Source organism: Armatimonadia bacterium (assembly GCA_039679385.1).
In the GTDB taxonomy this organism is placed as follows: Bacteria; Armatimonadota; Zipacnadia; order Zipacnadales; family JABUFB01; genus JAJFTQ01.
This window is the reverse complement of record JBDKVB010000152.1, coordinates 20604-33788: the sequence shown is the minus strand read 5'-3', so window position 1 is coordinate 33788 and position 13185 is coordinate 20604. Positions and strand designations below refer to the sequence as shown.

Here is a 13185-nt window from a genome sequence, read left to right as displayed (position 1 = left end):
CGCCGGTTCCCGTTTCGAGGCAGTCGTGGGAGGGATAGCGATGACGCGCGACGAGGCCCTGACGATCCTGCACGAGTTCACGCAGACCGACAGCCTGCGCAAGCACGCCTATGCCGTGGAGGCCGCGATGCGCGGTTACGCTCGGAAGCTGGGTGGAGACGAGGAGTACTGGGGGGTCGTGGGGCTGCTGCATGACTTCGATTGGGAGATCCACCCGCAGCTTCCCGATCACCCGCTGAAGGGCTCCGAGATTCTCCGGGAGCGCGGCGTCGACGAAGCGCTCGTCCAGGATGTCCTGGCCCATGCGCCCTTCACCGGCGTGCCCCTGGATACTCCCCTGCGCAAGGCCCTCTTTGCTGTGGATGAGCTAACGGGCTTCATCATCGCCTGCGCACTTGTGCGGCCGTCGCGGAGTCTGAGCGACCTCGAGGCCAAGTCTGTGCGCAAGAAGATGAAGGACAAGTCCTTCGCCGCTGCCGTGAGTCGCGAGGACCTCCAGCGAGGCGCCGACGAGCTCGGCATCGACCTCTCCGAGCATATCCAGTTCACGATTGAGTCGATGCGCGAGATCAGTGCGGAGCTTGGGCTCTAGAGCGTGGCCACTCGGCAGTCGGGGTACTCACGCCGTGCCGCCCAGCAGGATGCCGACCGTGAGCAGCACACCCGTCAGCAGGTGCATGACGATCGTCGAGGCATTGGCCGGGGCAAGCTCCGCCGGCTCGTCGTAGTACCTCCCTGCCGTCCAGATCATCCCCGGCAGGAGCACACCTCCACCCACGCCGATCATTGCCGTTGTCGGCAGCCATCCGAGGATAACGCCGCCGATCACGCACAAGGGAGCTGCCGTCACGAGCGCATAGTAGTACCACCGGGCACGCTTCCGCCCCAGCCGCACAACCCAGTGCCGCTTGTCGGCCACCATATCGGCCCGCATGTCCTGGAACTGGTTGATGAACAGGACCGCCGTGATGAGCAGAGCGTTGGGCAGTCCCGCCGCGATTGCTCCCCAGGAGAAGGTCTGCGCCTGCACGTAGTAGGCCCCGAGCGCAGGCAGAATCCCGAAGTCCAGGAAGATGAACAACTCGCCGACGCCGCGATAGCCCAACCGCAGCGGCGGGCCACTGTAGCAGAAGGCCGAGATCACACCCACCAGGCCGATTGCCAGGATCCACAGGCCTCGCGCATACACCAGGTACAGCCCTAGCAGGCTCCCGGCACCCAGGCAGAGCAGGGCAGCCCAGAGCACATCTAGCGGCCAGACCTCCAGGTCCTGGATCACGCGACTGCCGCCCGTGAAGGGGTTCACGAACTCCGTGTTCGCGGGGTCATTGCCGCTGAGGTGGTCGAAGTAGTCGTTGGCCAGATTCGCCCCGGCGTGAATCAGCATCATCGACACCACGGTCACCAGCCAGTAGCCCCAGTGGAAGCGCCCGGTCTCGTACCAGGCCATGGCACTGCACACACATACCGGCATGACGCTCCCGGTGAAGAAGGGCACACGAGCGGCGCGAATCCAAAGCAGCACCCGCGAGATCATAGGCGTGGTCTTCCAGACTCCGAGGCAAGAAATGGCTGACAAGAGCAAGGGAGCCGACCACGGAAGCCGGCTCCCGCAGAAGCTGTGCGCGATCCTGGCCTACCAGGTCTGCAGTTGCCGAACATCCTCCACGCCCAGCAGGTACTGGTAGACTCCCAGGGCCGCTTTGGCGCCCTCTCCGGCAGCGACGATGATCTGCTTCTCCGGCGTGTTGGTCACATCGCCGGCAGCCAGGACCCCCGGGATGCTGGTCCGGCAGCGGGAGTCGATGACGACCTCTCCGTACTCGTTGAGCTCCACAAAGCCCTTGAGGAAGCCGGTATTCGGCTGCAGGCCGATCTCCAGGAACACGCCCTCCAGCTTGATGAGCTCCTCTGGGCCGCCGGCAGTTGGCGTAACGACGATCCCCGTGACCTCTTCCGTTCCCTCGATCCGCACCACTCGATGCCCGGCAAGCCAGCGGACCTTCTCGGAAGCCCGCGCACGCTCAAGCAGCACAGGGTCGGCGCGCCAGGTATCGGTGATCTCTAGGACGGTGATCTCCCGCGCCACCTTGAGCAGGTCGATGACGGCGGTGATTCCCGAGTTCCCGCCACCGACGACCGCGACACGCTGGTCGCGGAAGAAGGGGCCGTCGCAGATGGAGCAGAAGCTGACGCCGCGGCCGACAAGCTCCTTCTCACCGGGCACCCCGAGCGTCCGTGAACGCTTGCCCGTAGCGATGATGACCGTGCGAGCGACGACTTCTTCCTTGCCGCTCACCGCGATCCGGAAGAGCTTGCCCTCCTGCTGAACCCCCTCCGCCAGCTTGCCGAGCATGATCTTGATCGGGAACTGCTCGACCTGCTCGCGGAACTTGTCCGCCAGCTCCTGCCCGCTGATGAAGCGGAACCCCATGTAGTTCTCGATGTCCTGCGTGAGGTTCGTCTGACCGCCGATGTCGCCGGTGATCATGACGACGTCGAGTTGCTTGCGGGAGGCGTAGACGGCGGCGGTCAATCCTCCCGGTCCGCCTCCCAGAATAGCGAGGTCATATACATGGTCCTGGGCCATCGGTCATCCCACCTTCGGCATCGATCAGGGCCGTGTAGTGAGGAAACAGCCTTCCCCAAGCCTTCTCAAAGGCCCGCCGACCTTCCTCCACTCCACCTCTGTCTCCGGCTTCTCAATAGGGCGGCGGGGTCCAGTCACCAGCATGCGCTGGAATGAGCACCGTTGCGAGATTGTGATAGGCCACCAGGTCCCAGGCCACAAAGAACAGCGCGAAGGCTACCAGCAGGAGGGCGGCTCTGCGGCCAAAGAGGCTATTGAGCCCCAGGGCCAGCAGCAGAGTCAGGTAGCCCAGGACCGGCATCACGAACTTGCCGAACTCCGCGTGGGCCTGGATGCAGGTCGTGACCGTCCAGCGCAGATAGAAGATGAATAGCAGCGGAATCGCCCACAGGAAGGGCAGCAGGATCGGCTGCCAGAGGCTGTCCAGGAGCGGTTCGCGCCGTCTGCGTCCCCACCAGATTCCGACGATTGCGCCGATCCAGGTCAGGGCCGCCACAGCAAGGAAGATCGGCCGGAGGCCTGCCGGGATCCAGTCGCTCGGGGACCAGAAGTACCAGAAGATGCCTGTGACCGCCAGCTTGTAGTAGAACCGGCCTCGCGGGAGGAACAGCAGCGCGATCATGTCCGGCCCACCGGCGACCTTGACCGCGGTGTCGAGGCTCCCCGGGGTGACAGAGGTCGGCACGAGCTGGCCGTACTCCACGATATTGCGGACATACCACCAGAGGCACACCAGGGCGCCGCACAGGATGAACCCGCCGATCGCGAGGCTTTTCTCCCGGCGACTCAGCCCGGACTGCAGCGGCAGCACGAGTGCCGTCACGAAGAACGCTACGCAGAAGGGCAGCAAGGTCGACTTCGTCAGCGCCATCATGCCGGCCATCGCACCGGCACCCCAGAGCCAGCCCCAGCGTTGTGGCGTTGCGCGATAGTGGGCGAACATCCACAGGGCCGCCGAGGCAGCGAAGATCCCCGAAGCCTCGGGCGCGATGATGGAGCACATCAGGAGGCGCTGCGGGAATACGGCGACAAAGGCAACAGCCGCCACCGCAAGCTCCGGCCGCCTGGGCAGCAGAAGCCGGAAGGCCGGATACAGGAAGCACAGCGACAGGAACCCTAACAGCAGGGACATCGCCCGTACAGCGTAGTTCTGCACCGGCAGCGGGGTGTGCAGGAACGCCCGACATACGAGAGAGCCCAGCAGGTAGTAGGAGGGCGGGTGGTGAGCGGCCTCTCCGGCGCCCGGCGCGAGGTAGTAGTAGTGCAGGTCGTCGGTGATGTGATCCCACAGCGCGGGCAGATGGCCCTTTACCGCGATGTACTTGCAGTAGCCGAAGTGGATCGGCTCATCCGCCACGCCGCCCCACAGCGGCAGGATCGCGACCAGGTAGCTGCCCAGCGCCAGGTACACCACCAGCACCAGGGCGAAGAGGCCATGCCAAAGCCCTTCGCTACGGGGCTCAGCGGAAGGTGCGGTACTCGTCTCGGTTTGGGGAGGGGTCTGCTGTGGATCGCTCATGGTGGGCTTGTGGGTCGTCTCATCCGCAGGCTACTGGAACCGTCCGGCGGTCTGCAGCACGTAGGGATTCCAGTAGGTGATGATGTGATACCAGGACAGGAAGTTGAGGCACAGGAAGAACAGGGCCACGACGATGCCCAGGCCGTTCCGAGCCCGTGCGGGGCAGAGCTGTCGCAGCCCCAGGGCCAGCGGGATCGTCAGACCGGGCAGGAAGGGCAGCAGGTAGCGGCCGCCCTGGTAGAAGCCCGCGTGGACGAACACCGACACATGAAGGTCGGACAGGTACAGCACCGCGAAGCCGATCACGGGCAGCAGAATCGCCTCGACCTGGCCCGGCGCGAAGTGCACCTTGCCGGTCTTCAGCCGCCACAGCCCGACGACTACTCCGATCACGCCGAGGGCGGTCAGCAGACGCAGCACCCCGTACACCACCGGGTGCGACCAGTCCGGGAACCACACGGCACCCGCGAAGACACTCACCCACAGGCCGTTGATGGCCCGCAGCAGGAGCTTTCCGGCGATCCCCATCACGATCGCGTCCCAGTTCGAGAGGCCCGCCGGGATCATGCAAAAGCCCATCGAGCGGGTGATGCAGGTGAGGGAGCCGAACAGCTCCAGGTTGCGCAGGAACCACCAGCCGCAGAGGGCGACGCAGGTCGCTGCGGCCAGCATGCCCCGTGTCCAGAAGCGGCCATCACGCCAGAAGCTGCGCCCATGCTGCCAGACCAGGGCCACAGCGACCACGGGGACCCCGGCCACCGGCACCGAGGTCTTCACCAGTCCGCCCACACCCAAGAGCGCACCCCACAAAGCCGCCGAGCCCAGGCTGCGAGACTGCCACTGCTTCGCGACGATCAGGTACAGCAACCCCGAGAGGATCAGCAGCGTGCCCACGTCGTTATTGAGCATCCCGGCATCCACAAACAGGTTCGGCCACCAGGCGGTGAGGGCGAAGGCGAACAGCGTCGTCCTGCGGTCGTTGCCGCAGGCACGCCGAATCACGCCGAACCACATCAGTATCACGGGAAGGATCAGGAAGGGCGAGGTCAGCCGCAGTGCTCGCAAAGCCACCCGGTTACCATAGGGAGCGGCCAGCAGGTACACGGGAACCATGGCCAGGTAGTACAGCGGGGGATGCAGGTTGAGAGGCGCCGCCGGCTGCGAGTAGTCGGCCGGCGGAATCCGGTGCTCCTTCGCCAGCCACTGCACGTAGGGATAGTGCCGGCTCGTCTCGTCCGGCGCATAGCCCAGTTCATGCACGAAGCCCGTGGTCACGGCCAGGGCGAAGTACACGATCACGATCAGCCAGACCAGCGGGTCACGGCGAGGCTCCCACTGCGCCACCGGTCGCGGCTCTGTGGTCGTCTCGGTGCTCAGGCTGTCGGAGGCTGCGTCCGGCATGGTCGAGAGTCCTTTGCGGGTTACATCAAGGAGGCACAAGCGCAGGTGTCGTCGCGACCGTTGCGGTGTCCCGTCTAGCCGTTCTGCGGCGGCGGAACCGACCGGCGCACGAAGTAGCCTTCGGCCTTCGTCTCCGCTTCCTGCGCAGTCGTCTCGTCGGCCTCAGGATGGGTCACGCTAAGGCCCAGCACCTCCGCCGTTGCGGCGGCAACTTCCTGCCAACTGATCCTCTGCATGCATACATTGTCGCCTGCACAGGGCAGCTCATCCACCCAGTACAGGCAGGGCGAGCAGTAGGTGTCCCGGCACAGGGCACGGTGATTGCCCACCAGCGGCTGATAGGTCGCGGGCAGTCCGGGGCCCCACAGCGAGACCGTGGACACGCCGAAAGACGCCGCCAGGTGCAGCGGCCCGCTGTCATTGGTAAGCAACGCCCCGGAGCGGGCCAAAAGTGCCAGGTACTGGCCGAAGCCCATGGTACCGGCGGAGTTCACCACCCGGCCGCGGACCGATTCATCGACCCTCTGCCGCACCGACTCCGTGTAGGCCTGCTCGGCCGCCGAGCCGGTCATGACCACGACCACGCCCTCCCGGGCGGCGAAGACCTCCATCACCCGCGCGAACTTCCAGGGCTCCCAGCGCCGTTCCAGGCACAGGTCACCGGCATTCACATTCACCAGCAGCAGGTGCCGATTCCCGACCTGCCACTGCTCCAGCAGCTTCTCGGCGAAGTCGCGCTCTTCCTCCGTAAGCCGCGGTGCGAGAGGCTGGCCGACTCCGGCCTCGACCCCAAGGGCACGGCCCAACTGCCGGTAGGCCTCCTGCACGTGCCGATAGCGGTTGTAGTATACCAGATGCGTGTACAGGCCACTGCGGAAGCGCGTGGTGATGACGTAGTAGCCCGCGCGATCCCGGCCGCAGGTGAGAGTGGACAGGATGGTGGAAAACTTGGAGTGCACTTCGAGGTCGATGACCAGGTCGAAGGGCCGCCGCCAGGAGCCCCAGATGAACCCGAGCACACTGCGCAGCAGCCGCCAGTAGGAGCTATCATCGAGCGAGAGGATCTCGTCGACGTCCTCGATGCGCCCTAACAGGCCGCGCAGCTCCCGGAAGCACAGGAACCCCAGCGTCGCCTCGGGGTACTTCGCCTTGAGCGCCCGCAGCAGCAGCGTCGAGTGTACTACGCTGCCCAGGCCGACCAGCTTGATGACCAGGATGCGTCGTGGCGGCCTGGCAAGCGAGTGGTCACGCCGAAGGATTGCGCCCAGGATCCGCGCGAGCAGATTCAGGATCGTGCAGATCGGCGCTCCGAGCGTGGTATCGAGACGACGTTTCTGGGCCAGACTTGCCATGACTTGTCACCAGTGTCCGGGAGCCCTAAGAGGGGCCGCCGGTGCCTCTGCTCCTCAGGCCACCCCTTACAGCCGCTCCTTGAGGCGCCCCATAAGCTCCTCACCGATTCGGTCTCGTGCCTCCGGACTGCTACCTTCCCAGCGAAGCACCAGCTCTGCCCCGGTGTTGGAGGCTCGCAGGACCGCCCAGCCGTCCGGGTACTGAATCCTCACCCCGTCGACTTCGCTGAGGTCATGGGTGCCCCGGTAGCTCTCAGCCACCTCTTCCACCAGCGCAAACTTACGGTCATCCGGGCAGGCTATCCGCGGTGGATCGGCCGGGTAGTACTTCGGCGCCGAGGCGACGAGATCGTGCAGGTTCTCGCTGCTGCGCGATATGGCTCCGAGAATCCGCGCGGCGGCGAAGCTGGCGTCATCAAACTTGAAGTAGGGATCCTTGAAGTAGCAGTGCCCGGTGGTCTCAAAGCCCACGGGCGAGCCATGCTCCCTCATTGCTTCGAGGATGAAGGGATACCCGACTGCTACGAGGTTGATGTCGCCGCCGTGAGCGCGAATGTCGTCGACGATGGACTGCGAGCACCGCACCTCGGAGACAAAGGTCGCCGGACCTTGCGCCAGCACCTCGCGGCAGACGGGAAGCACATACTGATCGGGCTCGACAACCTGCCCGGTGTGGTCGACGATCGCGACCCGGTCCCCGTCGGCATCGATGGCCACGCCGAGTTCGGCCCCCAGCTCCACAACACGACTCTTCAGCGTATCCATGGCGCCGGGGTGAGTGGGGTCGGGTCCGCGTCCGGGGAAGTTGCCGTCGGGCTCCTCGAAGACCGTGGTCACGTCGCAGCCGAGCTCCCGCAGCAGCCGCGGAGCGGTGAGAGTCCCGCAGCCGTTGCCCAGGTCCAGCACGAGGCGCAGCGGACGGTCGATGTGCAGTTGTTGGCAGGCCAGCCGGAAGTAGTCCGGGTAGAAGTCTCGCTGCTCGTAGCTCCCCTGGCCGCCGGCGAAGTTCCCGGCAAGGACCTCGTCCTTCAACAGCTGGAGATCGTCGCCGAAGAAGGGCCCGTCGCCCATGCGGACCTTGATGCCGTTGTCTTCGGGCGGCCGGTGACTGGCGGTGATGCCCATGCCGCCGTCCAGACCCCACAGACCGATGGCGAAGTACAGTCCGGGTGTCGGCGCCTGCCCGACATCAACCACGTTGACCCCGGTGCTCAGGATCCCCTCGATCGCCGCGCTCGCCAGTTCCTCCGAGGAGGTGCGCAGGTCGCGACTGACGGCGATGGTGGGCTTGGGCCGGTCGACGAAGCGGGTGGCGTAGGCCCGGGCAATGAGCCGCACGGCCTCGGGTGTGATCTGCTCTCCGACCTTGCCCCGGATGTCATAGGCGCGGAAAATGGCAGGGTCCACCGATGCAGGCATACTGATGCGTGTCCTTTCAGGGGATCCGACTGCTCCCCCATTATAGCGATCTTCGCAACCCAAACGAAAGGGCCACTCCGCAAGGGAGTGGCCCTGGTAGCTCTGCAATTGTGAGGCCGCTTTAGTCCTCGAACTTCACGGGCTCGACCACGGCGCCGGTCGCGATGGACTCGTTGGCCGCCAGCGGCACGGCGAGACTGCGGCAGGCATCGGCGTAGCTGCTCTTGAGCATGGCCTGGGCCGCTTTGGCGTCCTTGCCGGCGGCAGCCACGGCCTTCATGAAGGTCGTGTCGAAGTCGAGGCCCGGAGTGTTGCCGACCTGAGTGACTACGGGCTCCTTTTCGGGCTCCATGACGGTAACCTGCTTGCGGCCGGCGTACTCGATCCGCATGGCCTGGCACCAGATGTCCAGACCCACCTTGCCACCGAGACCCTTGAGGAAGCAGCCGGAGAAGATCGTGCCGCACACGCCGCTCTCGAACTGCAAGTTCACGCAGGTGGCGTCCTCAACGTCGTAGTTGGGCACCTCGGTCATGAGGCCCGTGGACCAGGTGCACTGTACGCTCTTGACCTCGCCCAGCAGGTAGCGGGCCATGTCGAAGGTGTGGATGGTCTGCTCGACGGCCTGGCCACCCGACTGCGCCTTCACGCGCCACCACGGCACACCCGGCATTCCGCCGATCCAGTAGCCCATGACCATCGCGGGCTTGTTCTTGGCGAGGAGGCCCTTCATGAGGGCGACGGTGTCCTGGTAGCGGTCCTGGAACCCGGCGGTCGCGATGACACCGGCCTTCTTGATGGCGCTGAGCACGGACTGAGCCGTCTCGATGTTGACGGCCACGGGCTTCTCCACGAACAAGTGGATGCCCAGTTCGGCAGCAGCCTGCTCCTGACCCTCGTGCGCGAAGGGCGGGACGGCTACGTACAGGGCGTCCATTTTGGCATCCTTGAGCATCTTCTTCCAGCAGGTGTATGCCTCCGCGCCGTACTCCTCCGCACGCTGCTTGGCCCGCTCTTCCTGCAGGTCACAGATGGCGACGATCTCTGCGTCCTTGATCTGGGCCAGGTTACGCATGTGCGATGAGTTCATCCCACCGGCGCCGATGAAGCCAACTCGTACTGCCATGGAGATACCCTCCCTGGGGAAATCGTGGTGTGGCGCCAGTGGCGCCCTGGAGGCCGGACTTCCGGCCTCCTCCCATACGACGCCTAATAATGGACCAGCACAGGACGGAAATCAAGCCCGAGGGTCGAAAGGGGCTCCTGCCTCGAGGAACTGCGGACCGGCTCTCCTCACCGGGAATCGAAAACCGCCCGAAGCGTGGGACTCTGCCTCGGGCGGCCAGATTGCCTCTCTCTGATCGGGGCCTTCGGACTAGCCGACGACCTTGCGCACCACGTCGCACACGTAGTCGATCTCCGACTCCTTGAGCAGCGGGTGCATCGGAAGCTGGATCGTCTCCTGCGCCAGCGCCATGGTGACGGGCAGCTTCGCCTGGTCGAGACCGTAGGGCTTGCAGGCCGGCTGAGTGTTGGCCGGTGCCTTGTAGTGTAGCGAGTGCCCGATGTGGGCCTCCTGGAAGGCCGCCGCCAGCTCGTCCCGCTTCTTGGTCCGGATGCAGTACAGGTGGTACACATGGTGTACACCAGGCGCCTCATAGGGCGTGACCAGCGGCAGGTCCTTCAGCCGCTCGGTGTACATGGCCGACAGCTCGCGGCGCCGGTCATTCCACGCATCCAGGTGCTTCATCTTCACGCGCAGCATCGCCGCCTGAATCTCATCCAGACGCGCGTTGTAGCCGATGATGGCGTGCTCGTACTTGGACAGGTGCCCGTGGTTGCGCAGCAGCGTCAGCTTCTCATAGACCTCGTCGCAGGTCGTCGTGACGATGCCGCCCTCGCCGTAGCCGCCCAGATTCTTGGTCTGATAGAAGCTGAAGGCGGCGGCAATCCCCAGTGACCCGGTGCGGCGGCCCTTGTAGGTCGCGCCATGAGCCTGCGCAGCATCCTCCACGATGACCACATCGTGCGGCAGCGTCACGGCACGGATCGCATCGATGTCGGCGGAATGCCCAAAGATGTGCACCGGCACCACCGCACGGGTCTGCGGCGTGATGGCGTCTTCAAGGCAGTTGGGGTCCATGCAGTAGGTCTGGGGGTCGATGTCCACCACGACCGGCTTCGCGCCGGTGTGGCAGATGGCCTCGATGGTCGCGATGAAGGTCCAGGGCACGGTGATCACTTCGTCGCCAGGGCCAATACCCAGCGCCTTCAGGGCGAGACAGATGGCCTCGGTACCGTTGCCGACCCCCACGGCGTGCGGGACACCACAGTACTCGGCCCACTCGCTCTCCAGCGCTTGCACGTTCGGGCCGAGGAACAACTGCATCGAGGTGAGGGCGTCATCCACGACCTTCAGGAGTTCGTCCCGCAGCTCGAGGTACTGCGTCTTCAGGTCCATCAGGGGGACTTCCACAAGGGGCTCTCCTTCAATTGCCAAGAACACCCCCGGTACCCAGGCAAGGCGAAAAGGTCCGCCCGTAGCACGCGAGGATTGAGCAGTTAGACAACCGAACGGCCGAAAGTTGCAGTGACCGAGGGGTCTTGGGGGCTACAGATAGTAACGATAGTTGGCAATCACCACGTTGGGGCGATTGCGCAGTGCCACCTGCAGCCAAAGCGCAGTCTGGTTATGAAGAAGGTTCTCATACCACTTACCCACCACAAACTCAGGCAGGACGAGGGTCACCGAATCGAAGCCCTCCTTCTCCAGGGCTTCGTCGATGTAGGACATCAGGGGCTCCACCAGGTTGCGATAGGGCGACTTGAGCACCACAAGCGGCAGGCCAAGGCCATACCGCTCCCACCGGGTGACGAACTCCGCTCGCGGACGATTCGCCTCTGTCTCAATGTGTATTGCTCGCACACTCTCCGGTGTCTTGGCGATGGACCGTGCGTAGCGAATCGCGCCCAGGACACCACGATGCACGCTCCCCACCAGCACCAGCACCAGGTTGTTGCCGTCCGTCGGTGGCTCGATGCCCTGCAGGGACAGCTTCTGGGCTACCGCATCGTAATGGCGGCGGATGGACAGGAAGACGCCCACGAACATCGGGATCAGGATAACAACGATCCAGGCGCCGTGGACGAACTTGGTGACGGCGATGACCACCACGACCACACCGGTGACCAGCGCTCCCAGGCCGTTGATGAAGGCCCGCGACTTCCATCGCGGTTCCTCGTCGCGAGCCTTGAACCAGTGTCGGACCAGCCCGGCCTGCGACAGCGTGAAGCTCAGGAACACGCCGACTGCGTACAGCGGGATCAGTCGATGGGTCTCGCCACGGAACACGACGATGAGCGCCGAGGAAAGCACACCGAGCGCGATGATGCCGTTGGAGTAGACCAGCCGGTCGCCGAGGTTCGCGAACTGCCGGGGCAAGAACCCATCCAGAGCCTGCACGCGGGCCAGCCGTGGGAAGCCGTTGAAGCTGGTGTTCGCACCCAGGATCAGGATGACGGCGGTGAACATCTGCACGCCATAGTAAAAGAACCCGTGCCCGAAGCTGGCGCGGGCGATCTGCGAGACGACGGTCTCCTCGTGGATGGGCATCACGTGGAAGGTGCGCGACAGGAAGGTGATCCCCAGAAAGAGCGAGCCGAGAATGAGGGCCAGACGCGAGAGAACCTGCGAGGCGTTCTTCGAGACCGGCTCGCGGAAGGCCTGGACACCGTTCGAGACACATTCAATGCCGGTCAGGGCTGCACAACCCGAGGAGAAGGCCCGCAGCACAAGAAACAGCGAGGCGTTCTGGTAGACCTGTGTGACGTCCGATTGGGCGGGGAGCGTTTCGGCCGGGCCGGCTCCGGTAAAGTGGCGATAGAGCCCCGCCACGACCATGGCGTACAGGAAGAACATGAACCCGTAGGTTGGGAACATGAACACCCGGGCCGACTCACGCACGCCCCGGAGGTTCGCGACGGTCACGAAAGCGATGGCGATGACGCAGAGCACTACCCGGTGCTCGAACAGAGTCGGCACCGCAGAGGTCACGGCCGCAATTCCGGAGGCCGTCGAGACGGAGACCGTCAGCACGTAGTCCACGAACAGCGCTGCCCCAGTGATCTGCCCCGGGATGATGCCCAGATTCTCGCGCGCCACCGCATACGAACCGCCACCGGAGGGATAGGCGTATACGACTTGCCGGTAGGAGGTTGCCACGATGGCGATCAGCGTGGCGATGGCGATGGCCACCGGCATCGAAAACAGCATCCCGGCGCTGCCCGCCAGGGCAAGCATGAGCAGGATCTCTTCCGTCGCGTACGCTACCGAGGAGACCCCGTCCGAGGCGAAGACCGCGAGGGCCGCGAAATTGCTGAGACGTTCTTGCGCCTGCTGTTGGGTAGGAAGCGGCTCGCCAATCAGCAGGCGGCGCAACATGCTGGGCATGGAGATTCCTCTCGGTTCGGAAGGGCGACAACGCCGACCGTTCTCGTAAAACAACCGGCCGCATTATACCACACCGCTCCTCCGCACGCAGTTTCGCTAGTCTTGAGCAAAAGCCGGTACTGTACTATGATGGCTGCGCTCGACGCTTGACAATTGCCGCCCTGGAGGTGTCGGGAGGCCATGGGACAGGCGACGCCGAAGATGGTCGTTACGGAGTTCGCGGTGTGCGAGAACTGCGGCTATGACGGAGGCTTCCACCTGGTGTTCCGCGCCGGCCAGATGGGGATGGCCACAGGCCGTCTGGCGATGCTCCTGAAGTGTCCCAACTGCAAGGAAGAGTACAACATCGGGCTCGAAGCTCCGATTTCCTCGCAGTGGCCCGGACAGCCGGGAGGGAGCCGTCCCGGAGGATAGGGACTGTCTCGGCAGTGCTGCGGTTGCGGCGGCGGCCCCG

General features: G+C 64.8%; 11 protein-coding genes. 2 read left to right on the top strand and 9 right to left on the bottom strand.

Annotation, left to right across the window (positions count from 1 at the left end; genetic code table 11):
- The first annotated feature begins 40 nt into the window (after positions 1–40).
- A complete protein-coding gene (locus ABFE16_17580) occupies positions 41–592 on the top strand; it encodes an HDIG domain-containing metalloprotein (protein ID MEN6347113.1) in 552 nt (183 codons plus the stop codon).
- A 27-nt stretch (positions 593–619) separates the two neighbouring features.
- Here ABFE16_17580 and menA read toward each other — a convergent pair whose 3' ends face one another.
- The 9 genes from menA to ABFE16_17535 form a co-directional block, all read right to left on the bottom strand.
- On the bottom strand, positions 620–1537 hold the full coding sequence (gene menA, locus ABFE16_17575) for a 1,4-dihydroxy-2-naphthoate octaprenyltransferase (protein ID MEN6347112.1): 918 nt from the start codon (positions 1535–1537) through the stop codon (positions 620–622).
- A 99-nt stretch (positions 1538–1636) separates the two neighbouring features.
- Positions 1637–2590, bottom strand: coding sequence for an FAD-dependent oxidoreductase (locus tag ABFE16_17570; protein ID MEN6347111.1), 954 nt, complete (start codon positions 2588–2590; stop codon positions 1637–1639).
- 112 nt (positions 2591–2702) lie between these two features.
- Positions 2703–4109, bottom strand: a complete 1407-nt coding sequence (locus ABFE16_17565) for a glycosyltransferase family 39 protein (GenBank protein MEN6347110.1) — start codon at positions 4107–4109, stop codon at positions 2703–2705.
- Positions 4110–4139: 30 nt separating this feature from the next.
- The gene (locus ABFE16_17560) at positions 4140–5510 is read right to left on the bottom strand and encodes a hypothetical protein (protein ID MEN6347109.1); all 1371 of its coding nucleotides are present in this window, start codon (positions 5508–5510) and stop codon (positions 4140–4142) included.
- Between the two features lie 74 nt (positions 5511–5584).
- Positions 5585–6862 carry a glycosyltransferase family 9 protein gene (locus tag ABFE16_17555; GenBank protein MEN6347108.1) on the bottom strand — a complete coding sequence of 426 codons (1278 nt, stop codon included), beginning with the start codon at positions 6860–6862 and terminating at the stop codon, positions 5585–5587.
- Between the two features lie 66 nt (positions 6863–6928).
- Positions 6929–8281, bottom strand: coding sequence for a phosphomannomutase/phosphoglucomutase (locus tag ABFE16_17550; protein MEN6347107.1), 1353 nt, complete (start codon positions 8279–8281; stop codon positions 6929–6931).
- A gap of 121 nt (positions 8282–8402) precedes the next feature.
- The gene (locus tag ABFE16_17545) at positions 8403–9407 is read right to left on the bottom strand and encodes a Gfo/Idh/MocA family oxidoreductase (GenBank protein MEN6347106.1); all 1005 of its coding nucleotides are present in this window, start codon (positions 9405–9407) and stop codon (positions 8403–8405) included.
- A gap of 249 nt (positions 9408–9656) precedes the next feature.
- A complete protein-coding gene (locus ABFE16_17540) occupies positions 9657–10757 on the bottom strand; it encodes a DegT/DnrJ/EryC1/StrS family aminotransferase (GenBank protein MEN6347105.1) in 1101 nt (366 codons plus the stop codon).
- A gap of 135 nt (positions 10758–10892) precedes the next feature.
- Positions 10893–12731: an APC family permease gene (locus tag ABFE16_17535; protein MEN6347104.1), complete on the bottom strand. Its 1839-nt coding sequence runs from the start codon at positions 12729–12731 to the stop codon at positions 10893–10895.
- A 180-nt stretch (positions 12732–12911) separates the two neighbouring features.
- Here ABFE16_17535 and ABFE16_17530 point away from each other — a divergent pair, with 180 nt between their 5' ends.
- Positions 12912–13145 carry a hypothetical protein gene (locus tag ABFE16_17530; protein ID MEN6347103.1) on the top strand — a complete coding sequence of 78 codons (234 nt, stop codon included), beginning with the start codon at positions 12912–12914 and terminating at the stop codon, positions 13143–13145.
- The last annotated feature ends 40 nt before the right edge of the window (positions 13146–13185 follow it).